Annotated in this window: 18 protein-coding genes and 2 pseudogenes; 10 read left to right on the plus strand and 10 right to left on the minus strand. The window is 62.3% G+C overall.

Translation table 11 applies throughout. The annotated features are described in order from the left end of the window. Window positions 1-104 precede the first annotated feature (104 nt). The 4 genes from AC0L3I_RS13115 to AC0L3I_RS13130 form a co-directional block, all read right to left on the minus strand. Window positions 105-1,241: a nickel/cobalt transporter gene (locus AC0L3I_RS13115; protein WP_473527151.1), complete on the minus strand. Its 1,137-nt coding sequence runs from the start codon at window positions 1,239-1,241 to the stop codon at window positions 105-107. 4 nt (window positions 1,242-1,245) lie between these two features. Beyond that, entirely contained in the window at window positions 1,246-1,914 is a 669-nt protein-coding gene (locus AC0L3I_RS13120; RefSeq protein WP_473486445.1) for a DUF1007 family protein, read from the minus strand. Between the two features lie 84 nt (window positions 1,915-1,998). After that, complete coding sequence (locus tag AC0L3I_RS13125; protein ID WP_473486446.1) at window positions 1,999-2,898, minus strand: LysR family transcriptional regulator; 900 nt, start codon at window positions 2,896-2,898, stop codon at window positions 1,999-2,001. Between the two features lies 1 nt (window position 2,899). Continuing rightward, complete coding sequence (locus tag AC0L3I_RS13130; protein ID WP_473527152.1) at window positions 2,900-4,099, minus strand: amidase; 1,200 nt, start codon at window positions 4,097-4,099, stop codon at window positions 2,900-2,902. Between the two features lie 542 nt (window positions 4,100-4,641). Here AC0L3I_RS13130 and odc2 point away from each other — a divergent pair. Then, the gene (gene odc2 / locus AC0L3I_RS13135) at window positions 4,642-5,775 is read left to right on the plus strand and encodes an ornithine/lysine decarboxylase (protein ID WP_473486448.1); all 1,134 of its coding nucleotides are present in this window, start codon (window positions 4,642-4,644) and stop codon (window positions 5,773-5,775) included. 270 nt (window positions 5,776-6,045) lie between these two features. Next, a complete protein-coding gene (locus AC0L3I_RS13140) occupies window positions 6,046-6,609 on the plus strand; it encodes a GNAT family N-acetyltransferase (RefSeq protein WP_473527269.1) in 564 nt (187 codons plus the stop codon). A 61-nt stretch (window positions 6,610-6,670) separates the two neighbouring features. On the opposite strand, the gene AC0L3I_RS13145 is transcribed toward AC0L3I_RS13140, so the two are convergent. Then, window positions 6,671-6,955: an SCP2 sterol-binding domain-containing protein gene (locus AC0L3I_RS13145; RefSeq protein ID WP_095492699.1), complete on the minus strand. Its 285-nt coding sequence runs from the start codon at window positions 6,953-6,955 to the stop codon at window positions 6,671-6,673. 454 nt (window positions 6,956-7,409) lie between these two features. Further along, entirely contained in the window at window positions 7,410-7,916 is a 507-nt protein-coding gene (locus tag AC0L3I_RS13150; RefSeq protein ID WP_473527270.1) for a LysR substrate-binding domain-containing protein, read from the minus strand. A gap of 519 nt (window positions 7,917-8,435) precedes the next feature. Between AC0L3I_RS13150 and AC0L3I_RS13155 the strand changes: the two genes are divergently transcribed. Further along, window positions 8,436-9,857 carry a coiled-coil domain-containing protein gene (locus AC0L3I_RS13155; protein WP_473527153.1) on the plus strand — a complete coding sequence of 474 codons (1,422 nt, stop codon included), beginning with the start codon at window positions 8,436-8,438 and terminating at the stop codon, window positions 9,855-9,857. A 103-nt stretch (window positions 9,858-9,960) separates the two neighbouring features. Here AC0L3I_RS13155 and AC0L3I_RS13160 read toward each other — a convergent pair whose 3' ends face one another. Continuing rightward, the gene (locus tag AC0L3I_RS13160; RefSeq protein WP_473527154.1) at window positions 9,961-11,604 is read right to left on the minus strand and encodes an MFS transporter; all 1,644 of its coding nucleotides are present in this window, start codon (window positions 11,602-11,604) and stop codon (window positions 9,961-9,963) included. 148 nt (window positions 11,605-11,752) lie between these two features. After that, on the minus strand, window positions 11,753-12,067 hold the full coding sequence (locus AC0L3I_RS13165) for a hypothetical protein (RefSeq protein ID WP_473527155.1): 315 nt from the start codon (window positions 12,065-12,067) through the stop codon (window positions 11,753-11,755). Between AC0L3I_RS13165 and AC0L3I_RS13170 the strand changes: the two genes are divergently transcribed. From AC0L3I_RS13170 to AC0L3I_RS13190, 5 genes and pseudogenes are all read left to right on the plus strand, one after another. Next, window positions 12,066-12,407: an ArsR/SmtB family transcription factor gene (locus AC0L3I_RS13170; protein WP_473527156.1), complete on the plus strand. Its 342-nt coding sequence runs from the start codon at window positions 12,066-12,068 to the stop codon at window positions 12,405-12,407. The genes AC0L3I_RS13165 and AC0L3I_RS13170 overlap by 2 nt on opposite strands. Continuing rightward, a complete protein-coding gene (locus AC0L3I_RS13175) occupies window positions 12,404-13,330 on the plus strand; it encodes an SRPBCC family protein (protein WP_473527157.1) in 927 nt (308 codons plus the stop codon). The genes AC0L3I_RS13170 and AC0L3I_RS13175 overlap by 4 nt, the downstream gene beginning before the upstream one ends. Window positions 13,331-13,364: 34 nt before the next feature. Beyond that, a complete protein-coding gene (locus tag AC0L3I_RS13180; RefSeq protein ID WP_473527158.1) occupies window positions 13,365-13,517 on the plus strand; it encodes a hypothetical protein in 153 nt (50 codons plus the stop codon). A 41-nt stretch (window positions 13,518-13,558) separates the two neighbouring features. After that, the gene (locus tag AC0L3I_RS13185; protein WP_095492706.1) at window positions 13,559-14,107 is read left to right on the plus strand and encodes a dihydrofolate reductase family protein; all 549 of its coding nucleotides are present in this window, start codon (window positions 13,559-13,561) and stop codon (window positions 14,105-14,107) included. A 221-nt stretch (window positions 14,108-14,328) separates the two neighbouring features. Next, window positions 14,329-14,415: pseudogene (locus tag AC0L3I_RS13190) on the plus strand (IS5/IS1182 family transposase); the annotation flags it as partial. Between the two features lie 98 nt (window positions 14,416-14,513). Here AC0L3I_RS13190 and AC0L3I_RS13195 read toward each other — a convergent pair. After that, window positions 14,514-14,702 carry a hypothetical protein gene (locus AC0L3I_RS13195; RefSeq protein ID WP_473527159.1) on the minus strand — a complete coding sequence of 63 codons (189 nt, stop codon included), beginning with the start codon at window positions 14,700-14,702 and terminating at the stop codon, window positions 14,514-14,516. 153 nt (window positions 14,703-14,855) lie between these two features. Further along, complete coding sequence (locus tag AC0L3I_RS13200; RefSeq protein WP_473527160.1) at window positions 14,856-15,509, minus strand: hydrolase; 654 nt, start codon at window positions 15,507-15,509, stop codon at window positions 14,856-14,858. A gap of 150 nt (window positions 15,510-15,659) precedes the next feature. Here AC0L3I_RS13200 and AC0L3I_RS13205 point away from each other — a divergent pair, with 150 nt between their 5' ends. Both AC0L3I_RS13205 and AC0L3I_RS13210 read left to right on the plus strand, forming a co-directional pair. After that, complete coding sequence (locus AC0L3I_RS13205) at window positions 15,660-16,553, plus strand: LysR family transcriptional regulator (RefSeq protein WP_473527161.1); 894 nt, start codon at window positions 15,660-15,662, stop codon at window positions 16,551-16,553. A 321-nt stretch (window positions 16,554-16,874) separates the two neighbouring features. Next, a pseudogene (locus AC0L3I_RS13210) lies at window positions 16,875-17,179 on the plus strand (pirin-like C-terminal cupin domain-containing protein); the annotation flags it as partial. Between the last annotated feature and the right edge of the window lie 40 nt (window positions 17,180-17,219).

Here is a 17,219-nt window from a genome sequence, read left to right on the forward strand (position 1 = left end):
CGGTGATTTCGCCAATGGCCGGCGTTGCCGGCAGGGCGATGAGGGGCGGCGCCGAGGTCGACAATTCCTGGTTCAGTTTGGAGGCTGCGCGTCCGATCGAGGCGCTATCCGCCAGTCAGGCTGGCCGACAACAGCAGCAACCCGAACAAAAACACGAAGGCTGCGCCGCCGATCTCGACGATCGAATGGATGCGGTTACCCATGCGGCCGTCACCGGCGAAATAGACTGCCCAGTTCTTGGCCGTCACCGCCAGCGTCGCCAAGATCGAGACCGTGATCGCGGTGCCGAGCGCCATCGCCAGCACCGACAGGATGCCGCCGAACCACAGCCCGTTGAGCATGGCAAAGCTCAGCACGATCAACGCGCCCGAGCAGGGGCGGATACCGACCGCAGCCACCGCCGACCAGGCGGTGCGCCAGTCGAAGCGGTCGCCGGAAAGCAGCGCCGGGTCGGGCGCGTGTGAATGTCCGCACGTCTCGCAGACCTCGCCCGCATGGTGATGATGATCGTGCCCGCCATGGTCATGGTGATGGTCGTGTGCGCCATGATCATGGTTGTGGCCATCATGGCCATGTGCGTGAAGCGCATGGGAATGCGCCGAATGAGCATCGGCGGAATGTGAGTGGCCTGTTTGCGAATGGCCGGCATGGGCCGCCGACAGGCTGTAGGCAGGGTTCGCGCCGAACAGGCGAAGGATAGCGGGGCCGGCCTTGCGCCACAAAAGCCAGGCGCCGAACAGGGTGACGAAGACAAAACTCATGACTTCGAGGAACCATGCCGCGTCGGTCATCGATATGGTGGTGCCGCGCAGGACGAAGTAGGCGAGCATCATTACCAGGATCGCCGTCAGCGCCTGCAGCAGGGCCGAGACGAAGGACAGCATGATACCGCGCTTGAGCGCGACTTCGTTCGCCACCATGTAGGACGAGATCACCGCCTTGCCGTGACCGGGGCCGGCGGCATGGAAAATGCCGTAGGCGAAGGACAGGCCGATAAGCAACCACAGCTTGCCGCCATCCTCGCGCATTGCCTTCATCGCGCCGGCAAGCGCGCGGTAGAATTCCTGCTGACGCAGATTGATCCACATCAGGATATGGGCGAACGGCCCGGTGGTGGGAGCTATCCCGTCATTGGTGCCGATGCCGAGCGAGCTCTGTGCGTGGGCGGAGCCGAGGACGTGCGTCATCACAAGGGCGGCTGCCAAAAGGCCGAAAGCCAAACGCAGGGACGGTTTCGTCACCGGATTATCCTTCTGGCTGACAGTTCAGTTCGAGCTTGGTCGCAAAGATCTTGCTCATATCGGTGCCTGTCGGATCGTTGAAGAAGGCGTCCGTCAGGGTCTTCTGGTTCTCGGCGAGCGCCTCGTCGGGGTTGGGACGAACGACCTTGCTCGTGCATGTCGACGGCAAGCCGGCGACCTGCAGATTCGCGTCCTCGGTGAAATCGATCGCCGTGTAGAAGGTCGGGTCATAGACGCCGATATCGATCTTGCCGGCCAGCCTGGTCGGCGCCTTCGGTTCGGATTCGAACAGGATGATGAGCTGGTCGTTGTCGAAATTTGCCATCAGTTGCGGCGGCGGGTTCATCGCCTCGTCCTTGCCGTCGACGGTGACGAGTTGGAAGTAATTGAACTCCGCCAGCGAAGCATGGACGGTGTCGGCGACTTCCTTCAGCTCCTTGTCGTCGAGCTTCAGGTCGGAATTCTTATCGAACTCCATCATCACCGTGCTCGAAAACAAATCGTCGAAGCGCCAGACATGGCGCAAGGCCTTCACACTTTGGTGATCCGGGCTGAGGATCACTTCGAGGCGAGCCTCGGCGAAGACGTGGGGATGCACATTTGCTGGCCCGACCGTGGCAAATGTCGCCGCCATGGCCGAAGCCATCATGATTGCTTGCCGTTTCAGGTGCATTCTCGGTCGCGATTCCATCAGCTTGGGTAAATATCGAGAGTTACCAGAAAGGGGGCGAAAATGGGACTCCCGGCGGCTAAAAGCTCATGCATTGTCAATCGTCTTGAACCACTGCACCAGGAAATCGACAAAGACGCGAACTTTCGCAGGCAAATAGCGTCGGTGCGGATAGACGGCGAAGATGCCGCCACCCGGCAGGATGCGGTCATTCAGCGCGGTCACTAGCCGGCCACTTTCGATGTCGGGCGCGGCGATGAAATCCGGCAGGATGGAAAATCCCAATCCCGCCACGGCGGCGGCCCTTGCCGCCATCGGACTGTTGACCTCGATCGGACCGGAGACCGAAACGGTTACCGTGTCGCCGCTGTCGCCCTTGAACGGCCAGTTGGTCAGCCAGCGGCCATTGGTGTCGATGATGCAGGGCACGCGGCCAAGGTCCTGCGGCCGCACCGGCATGCCGTGCTTGGCAATCAGCTCGGGCGATGCGCAGAGCCGCACCGAGAACGGCGCCAGACGCCTGGCGATCAGCGAGGAGCTTTCCAGCCGCGAAATGCGCACAGCGAGATCGAAACCTTCCTCGACCAGATCGACGAAGCGGTCGTCGAGATGAATGTCGAGCACGATGTCGGGATGTTGCTTGGCGAAGTCGATCAGCGATTGGCCGATCGGTGCGTCGGCAAAAGTGCGCGGTGCCGACAGCTTGATCCTGCCGCGCACGTCGCCGGAGGATTCGCGCACCGCATCGGCCAGGCTGTCGACCTCGCGGACGATTTCCGAGGCGCGGCGGTAATAGGTGTGGCCGGCCTCGGTTAGCGAGAACTGCCTGGTGGTGCGGTTGAGCAGCAACGCGCCGAGCTCGTCCTCCAACTCGCGCACATATTTCGACAGCAGCGCCTTGGAGCGGCCGATCTTGCGCGCTGCCGCCGAAAAACCTTCGGCCTCGACCACGTCGATGAAGGCGCGCATGCGGGTCAGCGTATCCATGTCATGCGCTCCTTTGGTGGGCTGAAAGGATGCGCGCGGCAAGCGCCATCAACTGCCGGTCGCTGTTCTCAGGTCCGAGCAGCGAGAGGCCGAAAGGGGCGCCGTCGACATGGCCCAGCGGCAGGGTGATCTGCGGAAAGCCCGACACGCCGGAGAGGCACAGCAGCCTTAGCGCGCGTTCGCGATAGGTCTGCAAATCATCGAAGGAATCGGTCTTGAGCGGGGCGGCACCCGGAACGGTCGGCAGCACAAGGACGCCGTCATCGCCAAGCAGGTCGACAAGTTCAAGACGAAACGAAACGCGACGTTCCGTTTCACGTTGCGCGATTGCGACGTCGATGGTCGCGCCATGCTCGAAACGCCCCTTGACGCCGGGGCCGAGCATCCGGTCACCCTGCGAGATCCAGGCACCATGATTTTGCCACGCCTCGTACCCCTGCAGCGTGCGGAAGCACCAGTAAAGTTCGTCGGTGGAATGCGAGAGCGGCGCAATGACCCGCGGCGTGCCCATTACCGAAGAGACATGGCGGACCATGCCGCGGTATTCATCCGCCTCCCGCGGGCCGAGCACGAGCCCGTCCAGCACATCCAGGGCGAGCGGACTCTGCAATTCGTCGCGATGCAGATCATTGCCAAGCAGCACCGCGCCGACCTTGTCATAGGTGGCCATATCCTTGGCAAACCACCCGAACGTATCGAGGGAGGGGGCCAGCGGCATGGTGCCGTCGAGCGAGATGCGGCCATGCGTGACCCTGAGGCCGATCAGGCCGCAAAAGCTTGCCGGCGCGCGGATCGAGCCGCCGGTGTCGGATCCGATGGCGATGTCGGCCAGCCCGCCGGCGACCGCGGCGGCGGAACCGGAGGACGAGCCGCCGGTGATGCGGTCCGGCGCTGCTGGATTGACCGGCGACGGAAAATGCGCGTTCAGCCCCATCAGGGAGAAGGCCAACTCGTCGGTTTGCGTCTTGCCGACGAAGCGCGCGCCCGAATCAAGCAGCGCCTGGACGGCCGGCGCTGTCGCCGAAGCGGGTGAAGCCTCCTGGTATTTCTGTGGATTGCCGCAGCCGGTGCGGTAGCCGGCCACGTCGTAGATATCCTTGACGGCCAGCCGCAGGCCGGCAAGCAGGCCGGATTGCGCATTGGATACCGGGATATCGTCGAGGTCGAGAAAAGCGTTCAGGGGGCCGCGAGTGCCTGTCATGCGTTCGATATCCGGATACAGTTGTTGCAACATTGTTCGGTGCCAGGAATTTTACAACCTGCCATACGATTTTTATTGATTGTGAAACCCTTCGCTCTTATATCGCGCTTGCCCAAAGTCGCACGTGCCTGTGGGTGTCCGCCGATCCTCAAAATGGTGAGGGATATCGGTAAGGTAACTGGAGCTAACCCCTCCAGTCGGTTTAGCGGCCAACCGCCAGACCGAGGACACCTTGAAGCAACGACGGTGCGGGCCTTTCTGGTGTTCTGCCGGTCGTCCAAAGACCGGGGTTACTGAAGAGGCACACCTTCATTGCCGGCAGTGCGGACGGGTCTCCCATCCAAGCCAAGGCAGACAAAGCGAACCGAGGCCGGGCAAGGCCAAGGTTCACCGCCGCGAGACGGCGCTTCATGGTTCCGGGGTCTCCACCGGCTGGTTCCATGGATTGACGTCCCGCCTTTGTCCACCGCGTGTTCGCGAGGTCGATGACCCGCGTCCCGCAGCCTTTGTGCGCGCCGAAAGGCGCTGATGGAGAGACCCCGATGGCTACCCAGCGCATCCTTGACTTCCTCGCCACCCGACGTCCGAACGGCCCTTGCCTCGTCGTCGATCTCGACGTCGTGCGCGACAATTTCCGCGCCTTCGAGAAGGCGCTTCCCGATTCGAAAATCTACTATGCGGTGAAAGCAAATCCGGCGCCGGAAATCCTGCGCCTGCTTGCTGCGATGGGCTCGTCCTTCGACACCGCTTCCGTTGCCGAAGTCGAGATGGCGATGGACGCCGGTGCGCCGGCGGACCGCATCTCCTTCGGCAACACCATCAAGAAGGAGCGCGACATCCAGCGCGCCTATCAGCTCGGCATCCGGCTGTTCGCGGTGGACTGCGTCGAGGAGGTCGAGAAGATCGCCCGCGTTGCACCCGGCGCCCGTGTGTTCTGCCGCGTGCTGACCGACGGCGAAGGCGCCGAATGGCCGCTGTCGCGCAAGTTCGGCTGCGTGCCGGCGATGGCGGTCGACGTGCTGCGCCATGCCAGGACGCTCGGCCTCGACGCCTATGGCGTGTCGTTTCATGTCGGCTCGCAGCAGACCGACCTGACCGCCTGGGACCGCGCCCTCGGTGACGCCAAAAAGGTGTTCGCGACGCTCGCCGAGGAAGGCATTGTGCTCAAGATGGTCAATATGGGCGGCGGCTTCCCGACCCGTTACCTCAGGGATGTGCCGGTGGCACAGGCCTATGGCCAGGCGATCTTCTCGGCACTGCGCAAGCATTTCGGCAACGCGATTCCCGAGACGATCATCGAACCGGGCCGTGGCATGGTCGGCAATGCCGGCGTCATCAAATCGGAAGTCGTGCTGATCTCGAAGAAGGCCGACAACGACAATGTGCGCTGGGTCTTCCTCGACATCGGCAAGTTCGGCGGTCTCGCCGAGACGATGGACGAGGCGATCCGCTACCCGATCGTGACCGCGCATGACGGCACCGAGACTGCTCCGTGCGTGCTCGCCGGCCCGACCTGCGATTCGGCCGACGTGATGTACGAGAAGACGCCGTATCCGCTGCCCCTGTCGCTGACCATCGGCGACGAGGTGCTGATCGAGGGCACCGGCGCTTACACGACGACCTACGCCTCGGTCGCCTTCAACGGCTTTGAGCCTCTCCGATCCTACGTGATCTGACGGCTCGCAAGAGCCGGTCAGATCACCCGGTGCGGGCGACGAGATCGCCCGCTTCGGTTCGCCTGTGGAACAATCCGCTCGTGAAGGATCGCGGAAATGGACGTTTTGGATTTCATTGTTGAGGGCGGCGTGAGCCGGCAAATTTCCCCCCTTGTGGGGGAGATGGCCGCAAAGCGGCCAGAGAGGGTCGGCTCAGCTGTCGCGACCTCTCTCGGACTGTGTGGGGCCGGCGCTTCACGCGCGGCGACCCCCTCTGTCGCCCTTGGCGACATCTCCCCCTCGAGGGGGGAGATTGCTGGCGCTTTCGTCATCGCCGCCGAAACCGCTGCTGACGTTTCGGCGCGCGAGGCTTTGCTCGATCGCGCCATGGGGCCGAAGCGCCGGAAAAAATCGTCGGAAAAGCTGCGGCGCGGCCGCCGGCCTTCGGAAGGCCTGGCCTTTGTCACACGTGATGCGACGGGTGCCGTCACCGGCACCGTACGGCTCTGGGACGTGGTGCTGGGCGAGGGCGGTCGGGCAGCCCTTTTGCTTGGCCCGCTCGCCGTCGATCCCACAATCAAGAATGCCGGCATCGGCTCGGCGCTGATGCGCCATGCGATCACTGAAGCCGCGCGTCTCGGTCACGCCGCGATCCTTTTGGTCGGCGACGCGCCCTATTATGAGCGCTTCGGGTTCTCGGCGAAAAAAACCGGCTCGCTTGCCATGCCGGGCCCTTATGAGCGGCACCGCCTGTTGGCGCTGGAGCTGGTGGAAGGCGTACTCGCCGGCGCGCAGGGCACGCTGAAGGCGACGGGGCGCAAGCTGAAGTCACAGCGACTGCCGCTCGCGGCCTGACGGATCGGAAACAAGCCGCCGCCCATCGGGCGGCGGCTTGTTTCCATCCCGATTGGTTGGATCAGCCGATCAACTGGCTCAGCGCCATGGCGACGCTCATGTCGCCTTCGACCTTTATCTTGCCGGACATGAACGCCATGGTCGGGTTGAGATCGCCTGATATCAGCGACTCCAGGTCGTCGAGCGAAAGCTTTATGGTGCAGTCGGCCGGCGCGTCGGTGGTCGAGATGGTGGCGCCGTCGATGACAATGACACCGTCGCCGCCGGTATCGAATTTCACCGAACGATCGAACCCGGCACTCGCCACGCGCGCACTGATCTTGTCGGCAATTTCCTGAACGCCCATGGCCGTTCTCCTCGTCTCGTTGCGTTTGTCGCAGATTGGCACTTCGGTCTGGCCGAAGTCGCCGTCTTGCGCATTTCGCGATCACGGTCGCTGGCGCATATAGCTTTGGGTTGACGTTTACGTCAACGCGGTTCCCCGAGATGAGAATGGGTTTTATCGCCGCAGCGAAGCTGCCCCGTCGATGCTGCCCGGTGCGCGTTTGCGTGGCTGGAGAGATAAGGTCGCGCAGGGCATTACCTGTTTTACGAGGATTTCGGCTGCCCAACAGGTTCTCGTCGTGCGGCGGCCCTTATCGTTTCGAATGTATCCATGATCACTGTAGCAAGCGTGTCTGTTTCGGGCTGGCGAGCCTCCCGTGCCTTGACTAACAAGACGGCAGTCTCCGGCAGGTCGGGCAGGCCCTCGTCGCTCCCTACAGCCCGCAGTCCGGGCACCAGCGTTGCTTCCGGCAAGATCACCACGGCGAGACCCCCCAAGGCAGCAGCCTGCTGACCTTCGACTGTTGTGGCCGTAGACACGATTTTGTAACGCCGGCCGGCTCGTTCAAGAGCGCGAAGAGCGGTGCCGCGCCACAAATACCCATCCAGCCATGGTGGCAGCCATGGACAGTCCCCTGGAGAAAGGGCCAACGGGAGCGGTCTTGCAAATGGGCCGAATGCTGTGCGGACATGATCCACTTCAACGGACCGCGCCACAATTCGGAGACCGGCCACTGGCGTGGCTCGTGGCCCCCGACACAGAGCAGCAAATCGATGTTACCTGCCTTGAGCTGGGGTACGAGCTGGCACGACGGCGCATGAGAAAGTTCGATTGTCATTGTGGGGTTGGTCGCCGCGAAACGGGCGAGAACCTGTGGCACAAAGAGATGCGCGTAGGCTTCGGGGGCCCCGAGGCGGACCGAACCGTGCGTGCCCCGCGCGTGCAAGGTCGCGAATATTTCGTCATTCAGCTCCAGCAACATCCGCGAACGCTCTATCAGAAGTCTACCGCCCTCAAGGCCGGCGAAATGGCGGTCCTCGACAATCGCCGGGTGCTTCACGGCCGCCAATCGTTCAACCCAAACACGGGCTGAGACATCTGCGGGGATGCTATGTCGATCGGGGTGAGTTTCAGAGCCGCATTCGCGTCCTCTCCCGATAGCGGCACGACGATGATCGCGGATGCGCGGTCAGTAGCTGTCGGTACCCAAGGTCTTGAACTCCGGCGGACGTTCCTCCGGAGGTTGTTGTTTGCCCGAAAGCCGGCGGCAATCAGGGCAGTTACAGTTTGCATCATTCAAACAGACGAGGACAGTGGCCAAGCCTGTCCCTAGCGTGGACTCGGCCTCTTGCGCTCAGGGTGGTGTAAACGGGACCATGACAGCAGGTTCAAGAGCGGTCGTCTCACGCGGCGACCGCGTCAGGGGAGGTAGGATGAACCCGTATCCGGCAGGCGAGGATCAAGACTCCGTGGTGGCGCTAGAAGGGGGGGACGTTCAGTCATGAGAATCAAAAGTCTGATCAAGCGTGCCGAGAAGGTGGACAGAGCATTCAAGGAGCTCGAAGCCGATTTGGCGGATGCATTCGATGAGTGTCTGAACCTAGACTACCAATCGCCGTTGAATGACGTCCCGGATGAGAATCTCGCGGCAAAGAATGACAACTCTCAGCCTGAGGACGATGCGGACACTCCCGAGATCGCATTACGGCTGACTTCCCATACACAAACCCGACTGGCTGCGTTAAATGCCGTTGATGGGCTCTTTGACGATGCACGGGAGTATCTGGAGGAGATCAACACGAAACTGTCGGAAATCGCGACCTCGCATCATCTGACAGGCGAATTCCTGAAGCTGCTTCACGGGGACATTCTTCGCGCCAACGAGCTGGAACTGGCAAATGTCAGCCTGACCACACAGCAAAGAGTGCTGTCGGAGCAGCTCCACGACGCGACCAGAAAGCAGCGCGAAGGTGAAAGCGCTGTCGAGGCCCTGCAGCAGCGCGAGATAAGCCTGGTCGACGACAAGGAGGCACTTCGCGGTGCGCTGGCTGCAGCAAGGCTGGAACTCGTCAGGGCAGGCAATGCGAGCGCAGAACGCGAAGCGGAGTTCGGCGACCTCGTCAAGACGCTTTCGGCCAGAACGGCCGAGGCCAACAGATGCGCACGCGAGAACGAGATACTGAGGGAAAAACATGTCAGCCTGTCGATCGATCTCGACAAGGCGCTGAAACGGGAAGCTGAGGCGCGGCACAGGCTGGATGAACTCTCGACGATTCATGCCAATGACGCGGCGCGACTTTCGGAACTGCTGGCTGCGCTTGGCAAGAGCGAGAAAGAGGAAATGCGGCTGCAGAAATCGCTCGATGTCGCGCAAGCGAAGCTGTCGGAAATGACGGAAGCGGCCCGTATCATGGAAGGTGACAGGGAAGCCGAGCGTACGCGCAGTTTCACGGAGATCGGCGGCCTGCGTTCTGAAATTCGCAACCTCCAATCACGATTGGAAGTTGCCTCGAACGAGAACAGTCAAGCCGCCAGCGAGATCGCCAATCTCAAGGCTCAATGCAGCGACGCTGTGGCCGAAAAGCAAATTGCGGAGGAAAGGTTGTCCGCTCTCAGAAAGGAGAACGAAAACGACAAGATGCACCTCTCGACGGTGAGCGCGAATTTTTCGCAGCTTTCCCTGCAGCAGGCATCCGAACAGATACAGCTCGATGTCCAGAGGCAGGAATGCGAGGATCTGCGAGCCGAAGTCGCGTTGCTCGATGCTCGGGTCAAGGAACTGTTGCCCTATGAGCGTCTCCACAAGGTCACAAACGCCAGGCCGCATGAGAACGGCGTGGTCGAGATCACCGGTGTCGTGGCGGAGAAGACCCGCGCCACAAGCAGGCGGCGCGTCCGTACGAGCCTGCGCGCTGCATCCTAAGGCGTGGGTGGGGGCTGCGCCGACTAGTGTACGGTGTTACCCATCAGCTTGGCGCATGGATTGGAGCGTCATGTGTTCATCCAACTGGACACACCGGCACGGCCTAATGCTCGATCGGTCCTTTCGGCATGACGATCGTGGTGCCGGCGGTTGTCGGACGCTCGATCATGCGACGGACGCGCGGCGGCTCGTCGCCGCTGTGCAGCGCCCGTACGCGCTCGCCGATTACAGCGTCGGCATGGGTGGCCCGCTTGTTGTGGCGGATGTATTCGAGCCATGTCGGCGTGTGATAGTGCTCGATCCATATTGCGGGATTTTCGAGATCGCGCGCCAGCGTCCAGTTGCGGGCGCCGTCACGGCGGCGGATGCGGCCGCGTTCAGCCATGGTGGCTAGGAATTCCGGCACGTCCTCCTCGCGGATAATGTACTCGATCATGATGGCGATGGGGCCGCTGCGCAGTTTTAGGTCGAGCGCAAGATGCGGCTCCTTGAAACGGTTCAGCGGATCGAGGTTGAGCACCGCCTGCTGCGGCAACGGCAACAAAAGGCCAACCGCGCCGCCCGCCAGCATCGCGACAGCGGCCGCGATCAGCGCGAATTCGGCGCCATGCGCATCGGCGACGACACCCCAAATCCAGCTGCCGAGCGCGATGCCGCCGAAGGTCGCCGTCTGATAGACCGAGAGCACCCGGCCGACCACCCAGCGCGGCGTCGACATCTGCACGGTGACGTTGAAATGCGATAGCGCGATCACCCAGCAGGCGCCGCCGATGAGCAGCCCGAGCGACGTCTGCCAGGCGTGTTCGCTGACGGCGGCATTGAAGGCGCAGAGCGCGAAGCCGGCGAATGCCATGCGCACCATCGTCTCGCTGGACAGGATCTGCCTCAGCCGGACGCTGATCAGCGCGCCGCCGACGGCACCGATGCCGAACGCACCGAGCATGATGCCGTAGGTCAAGGCATCGCCCTTGACGACATCGCGCGCCACCAGCGGCAGCAGCGCCAGAACCGCGCCGGCGCTGAAGCCGAAAGCCGCACCCCTGACCAGCACCTTGCCGATATTGGGCGACATGGCGACGTAGCGCAGGCCGGCGCCCATCGCCGCGCCCAGCGTCTCGCGCGGCAGTGTCGAGGCCGGCAGGTCCGGCTTCCAGCGGGCAAGCACGATCATAAGCGCAACATAGCTCAGCGCATTGGCGGCAAAGGCCGCTGCAACACCCGCGGCGGCAACGATGATGCCGCCGATCGCCGGGCCGACGCTGCGCGTCAGGTTGAAGCCCAAGGAGTTGAGCGCGACGGCCGCAGGCAGCTTGGCGCGCGGCACCATGTCACCGACAGAAGCCTGCCAGGACGGGTTGTAAAGCGCGGTGCCGCTGTTGATCAGGAAGGCGAAGGCGAGCAGCGTCCACGGCGTCATCAAGCCAAGGTAGGTGAACACGGTCAGCAGAACCGAGACGACCAGCATGAAGATCTGGGCAATCAGCATGACCTTGCGCCGGTTAAAGCTGTCGGCGATGGCGCCGGCAACGAGCGCAAACAGCATGATCGGCAAGGTGGTCGACGCCTGGACCAGCGCAACCTGATAGGACGAGGTGGCGATCGTGGTCATCATCCAGGCGGCGCCGACGCCCTGGATCAAGCCGCCGAAATTCGAAACCAGACTGGCGGACCATACGGCGCGGAAAATGCCGTGCCGGAACGGCGCCAGCGCCGAGACGCGTTCGCTGTCCGGCTCGTCGTCGATCATGGATGCTTCCCCGACTTCAAATGCTGCGTTCTTCCAGAATCGGTGCCCTCATGCCGTCCCCTAGAAGTAGAGCATGACTTCGCAAAGGGCGAACGCCTTTTCAAAGAAGATCATGGTCCAACAATAAGATAGCGGTGGCTGGAACAGGTCAGCGGCCATTCTTGCAGGCCGCGTGAAGCGCTTCGGTAAGGTGGCCGACTTTCCGCCCGCCGCGCCCCGCTGCCTTCTGCCGTGAACCCATAAAACGCGAACGGCTGAGATTGGTGGGGAGCGGACTGGCGGCTTCAGGAATTTGTCTTCGATTGCAGGCATCGGCCTGTGCGAGCATCGCTGCGAGCAACTTCTCAGCGGACTCGGCAACAGACGCCTGCTCCAAGAACTCGGCGCGTTGGGCAAAAAAACTTAGCGACTTGACGAAGTTTTCGCTTGCGCCACCGGCAAATTCGGCGATAGTTAGCGACATGGCTAAGCATGATCCTGCTCTCTCGTTGCTCTTCCATGCGCTCGCTGATCCGACCCGCCGGTCGATCCTGACCAGGCTCGCCGAAACACCTGCGCGGGTGACGGATTTGGCTGGCCCCACGGGACTACGGCTGCCCACGGTGATGCGGCACCTTTCCGTGCTGGAGGAGGCAGGGTTGATCACCACGTCCAAGGACGGGCGGATACGCACCTGCGCCATCGTGCCCGAGGCCCTGGATCCGGTGCGGACATGGCTCGATGAACAGCGCGCCATCTGGGAGGCTCGGCTCGACCGGTTGGATGCATTTGTGGTGAATGTGATGAAGGAAGGCGAAGAATGACACAGAACCTCGCTACAAACGGTGCGACCCGTGCGGTGCCTGATGATAGGAAGGGCCGCTTTGCGACGCTCACCTTCGAACGGGATGTGGCCGCGCCATTGGCCGTGCTGTGGGAGGCATGGACGGCGCCGGCCGCGCGGGCGATCTGGGCTGCGCCATCACCCTCGGTCACCGTGGAGTTCCTGGAGGCCGATACCAGGGTGGGTGGACGCGAGGTCTCGCTCTGCAAGGTAGAGGGCCATCCGGACATCCGCTGCGAGTGCGGCTGGCTGGCGTTGCAGCCGGCGCTGTGCAGCGTGAACTACGAGGTGATCTCATCCGAAGGCGTAACGCAATCGGTCGCGCTGGTGACGGCGGATATCTCGGGAACGCACGAGCGCAGCCGGCTGGTCGTGACGGTGCAGCTTTCCTCGCTGGCTGAGGACATGGAGGCAGGCTATCGAGAAGGCTTCGGCGCGGGACTAGACAACCTCGCGGGCGCGGCTGAACGAACCATGGTGTTGCAGCGGGTGATTCAGGCGCCGCGATCCATCGTGTGGGGCGCCTGGATGAACTCTGAAACGCTGCCGCAATGGTGGGGGCCGGAAGGCTTCTCCTGTCGAACGAAGAGGATCGACTTGCGAGCGGGCGGCGAGTGGGTATTCGACATGATCGCGCCTGACGGCACGGTCTTCCCGAACCACCATCTCTATAACGAGGTCCGGCCCGAGGAGAGGATCGGCTATACGCTGCATTGGGGCGAAAACGGGCCGAAACATGCCGACGCCTGGGCCTCGTTCGAGGATCAGGACGGGGCAACGAAGGTAACGCTGGGCATGGTATTCAGCACGGCTGCCGAGTTCCAGGAGGCGAAGGGCTTCGGTGCCGTGGAACTGGGACTGCAAACTCTGGGCAAACTGGAACGCTTCGTCTCATCCCGCTGAAATGCTGCGACTTCCCGTCGGCCCGAATTAGGTTATGGACGAGGTCCTCATCCATGTCGCGCCCGTCCTCATCGGCGACGGCATCCGCCTCTTCAGTCAGGAGGGCATGGAGCCGGTCAGGCTGGAGAAGACCGAGGTCTCGGAAGCGGGGCAGATCACCAACATGCGCTTCCGCTTCGCGGGATAGGGCCGAGAGTTCACAAAGGGATACACGAAGAGGAGGGTTCTATGAGAAAACTGATCATATGGGACATGGTGACCGTCGACGGCTTCTTCGAAGGTCCGGACAGGGACATCAGCTGGTTCGTCTTCGAAGAAGAACTCGAGAACTACATTCGTGAGACCCAGGAAAAGGCCGACACTCTGATCTTCGGCCGCGTGACCTACGAGCTCATGGCAGCCTATTGGCCGTCCGAGCAAGGCTGGATCGCGGACTTCATGAACAAGATCGAGAAGGTGGTCTTCTCGCGCACGCTGAAAAGCGCCGACTGGAACAACACGAAGCTCTTCAACGGCAATGTCGCGGAAGAAGTCTCCAAGCTGAAGACCAGGGACGGCGGAGACATCTTCGTGTTCGGCAGCGCCGACCTGACGGCGACCCTGATGGAGCACGGCTTGATCGACGAGTATCACCTCGGGATCAACCCCGTCATTCTCGGGAGAGGCACGCCGCTCTTCAAGGGCGGCCCGAACCGGATACCCCTGAAGCATCTGGAGACGAAGACGCTCAAGTCAGGTGTTGTCATCCTCCATTACGCGCCGGAGAGCAGACAATGACGATCGATCCGCTCTTTCCCGTCAACTAGGCTTGTCGAAATGGGAGGTCCTGGGGAAGCGGCGCGCTCCAGACGATCGACGGCCAAGGGGCGTAGCTGCCATCACCTTAAATTGTGATTGACCGCTTATAGGTTTGGCGCGGCCAGCTCGGAACAGCTGAATTGGGGGCGTTGCCGACTAGCTGCTTTCACATCGCGCCGGATTCTGATTCAGGGCTCACCATGAGCCGATATTACCTGACAGACTTCGAATGGCGCGTGATCCAGCCGTTGCTACTCAACAAACCGATAGGCACTTTCCGCCATGATCCTGAACTTGATCATGTGGCCGCACTTGTAAGGACCATGAGAGCCAGTTTCGCGAAGAAGGCGACGACGCCGACCCCGGCACCGATCACGATCCAGCGCTAGGTCGTGCGACGCACGCCGAAGGCCGTCCAGGACCGGATGCGCAGCAGGAAGGCCGCGAAAAAGCCAGCCATGCCGCCAACGCCTGAAAGCGCCGTCAGAATCAAGCCAAGCACCACCGGGTCAAGATCCAGCCGAACCAGGCAGTCACCCCGCCGATAGCCAGTATGGTCAGGCAGACGGGACAAACGATGATTTCAGGCCAGCCGGGCCCAGCGGGTGCAGGTTTTCCGTTCATCGCTTCTATATCTGAATGGCAAGTGCCGTGGGATGACGAGGCCCGATGCGTGTTCAACTTCCTTGCGACGCATCGTTCTGAATGCTCTTCATCCCTATTCAGATTAGCTCGCGGCGCTCGGCACCGGCGTGTTGAGCAGCTGCTGTTCCCAGAGGTACGCGATGCCGCTGCCCGCGGCGTGCTGCTTAAGCACCTCCGTCAGCTCGCTGGCGTGCTCGGTGCGCGCCCAGTCGCGCTGCCACTCCGATGCCAGCGCCAGCCAGGTCATCATGTTCGCGCCGGCCGCGATCATGCGCTGGATGGCGACCTCGTGCGCTTCGACCGACGTGCCGCCCGAGGCGTCAGTGATGACCGTGACATCCCAGCCTTCGCCCAGCGCCTGGATCACCGGCATGGCGACGCAGATCTCGGTCCACAGGCCGGCGATGATGAGCTGCTTGCGGCCGGTCGCCTTGACCGCGTCCACGACCTTCTTATCCTCCCAGGTGTTGATGAACGTCCGGTCGATCACCTCCTGTCCAGGAAACACATCGGTGATCTGGGGGAAGAGCAGACCGCCCCGGTCGGCAATCACGCTGGTCAGGATGGTGGGGACGCCGAAGGCCTTGGCTGCCTTCGCCAGCGCCGTTGAATTGTTCACCACCATCTGTGGATCGTGGCTGTTCAGGTTCGCAAGCTGGTAAGGCTGGTGGTCGATGAGAACGAGTACCGAATCTTCGGGACGAAGAAGCGAATCCAGGCCGTTACGAAAAGTCATGAGTACCTCTGCTGCCATTTTGAGTGAGATTGGTTCGCCAAGAGACATGCGCCGACTGCGGCGCTGTCTGGAGGTGGTATTGCCGTTCCTATACGGGATGCGATAGTGCTCCGTTGTGCCAAGCTGTGTCGCAGAAACAGGAACACTGAATTGGACATCGAAGATCTACAAACATTCGTCGCAGTGGCCGATGCAGGGGGCGTATCGGCCGCCGCGCGCCGGCTCGGCGTCTCCAAGTCAATCGTCAGCCGGCGACTCTTTCGGGTCGAAGCGGAGCTTGGCGTCCAACTGCTTGCACGAACGACACGCGGGGCAGCGCTTACGGAAGCAGGGATCACGTTCAGGGACCATGCGGCCCGAGCCAGCGCCGAGATCGACACAGCCAGGGAAACGATCCTCCCGACAGGTGAGCTGCGCGGCCGCCTGAGAGTTGCCATGCCGCTTTCTTTCGGCCCGACTCACTTCGCCCCCGTGCTCGCGGACATGGCGCGACACCACCCGCACCTCCACATCCATGCCTCCTACAGCGATCGCTTCGTCGATCTCATCACCGAAGGTTTTGATTGTGCGATCCGGGTTGGCTACCTTCAGGATTCCAACCTGATCGCGAGACGTGTCGGGCCGATCTATGGGAAACTGGTCGCCAGCCCGGACTATATCAGTGCGCACGGTTCCCCTGAGACGCCGGCTGAGCTCGCTGCCCATCAGTCCCTCATGCAGGGAACCGAAGCCTGGCAACTCATGGATGGCGACAAGATCGTCACGGTTCAGCCGCAGGGCAGGTTCAAGGCCGACAACGCTACGGCGCTCGCCGCCGCCGCAGCAGCAGGACTCGGCATCGCCTGGCTCCCCGATTGCATCACCTATGACTATGTGGCCTCCGGCGCGCTCGTTCCGATCATGTCACGCTATCCGCCACCGCCGGCGGGTGCATATGTCATCCGACCGCCGGGGCAGCACCCGGCACGCAAGATACGCACAGTCACCGAAATGCTGATCAAGCATTTCGAACGAAATCCCCACCTCTGGGGTCTCGACCGTTAAAGCACTGACATCCGCGAAGCCTTGGCAGACGACGCGCTCGCCTGCGGGCCACCGGCCTCGGCGGCATTATTGCCTGCACGTTCCACTTTCCGCGACACAGCTTGGCGCATTGCGTGGCTAGTTGCGGAGACGGCCGCTCGCTAGTTCGGGCCGTCGTCGGGTGGGCAGCACTCGACCCGCTCACGCTGTGCAGATTGGCGGAGACCGGGCATGCGCCTTCTCATCGGCGAGGGGCGAGGCTGCCCCGATGAGGTTGGCCTCGACGCGATCGAAACCCTCATCGTTCCGCGTTCCCGCGACCTTGGCGGTTTCGAGGTTCGGCGAGGCATCTACATCGTCGAAGGCTCGATATCGATCGCCGGCCAGGATTACGAGGCACCTCAGATGATGGTCTTCGCCCGGGCGACAGGATCACGGTCGCGGCCGGCCGCCAAGGCGCGCAACTGATAATGCTCGGCGGCGCAACGCTCAGCGGACCGCGCTATATATGGTGGAACTTCGTCGCCTCGTCCCGGGAGCGAATCGAAGAGGCCAAGGTCGAATGGCGCGCTGAGAACTGGGGCAAGGGACGCTTCGATCTCCCGATCGATGACCGCATATTTCTCTTCCGGACTGACCGGCGCTGATAAGATGATCGCGCGGACGCGGCTCGGGCGGTCGACGACG

This window comes from Mesorhizobium sp. WSM4840, assembly GCF_055811755.1.

Bases quoted from the DNA above. Each gene is read 5' to 3' on its own strand.
- AC0L3I_RS13120 (WP_473486445.1), bottom strand. From the start codon at position 1,914: ATGCACCTGAAACGGCAAGCAATCATGATGGCTTCGGCCATGGCGGCG.
- AC0L3I_RS13125 (WP_473486446.1), bottom strand. From the start codon at position 2,898: ATGGATACGCTGACCCGCATGCGCGCCTTCATCGACGTGGTCGAGGCC.
- AC0L3I_RS13130 (WP_473527152.1), bottom strand. From the start codon at position 4,099: ATGACAGGCACTCGCGGCCCCCTGAACGCTTTTCTCGACCTCGACGAT.
- odc2 (WP_473486448.1), top strand. From the start codon at position 4,642: ATGGCTACCCAGCGCATCCTTGACTTCCTCGCCACCCGACGTCCGAAC.
- AC0L3I_RS13145 (WP_095492699.1), bottom strand. From the start codon at position 6,955: ATGGGCGTTCAGGAAATTGCCGACAAGATCAGTGCGCGCGTGGCGAGT.
- AC0L3I_RS13150 (WP_473527270.1), bottom strand. From the start codon at position 7,916: ATGTTGCTGGAGCTGAATGACGAAATATTCGCGACCTTGCACGCGCGG.
- AC0L3I_RS13155 (WP_473527153.1), top strand. From the start codon at position 8,436: ATGAGAATCAAAAGTCTGATCAAGCGTGCCGAGAAGGTGGACAGAGCA.
- AC0L3I_RS13160 (WP_473527154.1), bottom strand. From the start codon at position 11,604: ATGATCGACGACGAGCCGGACAGCGAACGCGTCTCGGCGCTGGCGCCG.
- AC0L3I_RS13170 (WP_473527156.1), top strand. From the start codon at position 12,066: ATGGCTAAGCATGATCCTGCTCTCTCGTTGCTCTTCCATGCGCTCGCT.
- AC0L3I_RS13165 (WP_473527155.1), bottom strand. From the start codon at position 12,067: ATGTCGCTAACTATCGCCGAATTTGCCGGTGGCGCAAGCGAAAACTTC.
- AC0L3I_RS13175 (WP_473527157.1), top strand. From the start codon at position 12,404: ATGACACAGAACCTCGCTACAAACGGTGCGACCCGTGCGGTGCCTGAT.
- AC0L3I_RS13180 (WP_473527158.1), top strand. From the start codon at position 13,365: ATGGACGAGGTCCTCATCCATGTCGCGCCCGTCCTCATCGGCGACGGC.
- AC0L3I_RS13185 (WP_095492706.1), top strand. From the start codon at position 13,559: ATGAGAAAACTGATCATATGGGACATGGTGACCGTCGACGGCTTCTTC.
- AC0L3I_RS13200 (WP_473527160.1), bottom strand. From the start codon at position 15,509: ATGACTTTTCGTAACGGCCTGGATTCGCTTCTTCGTCCCGAAGATTCG.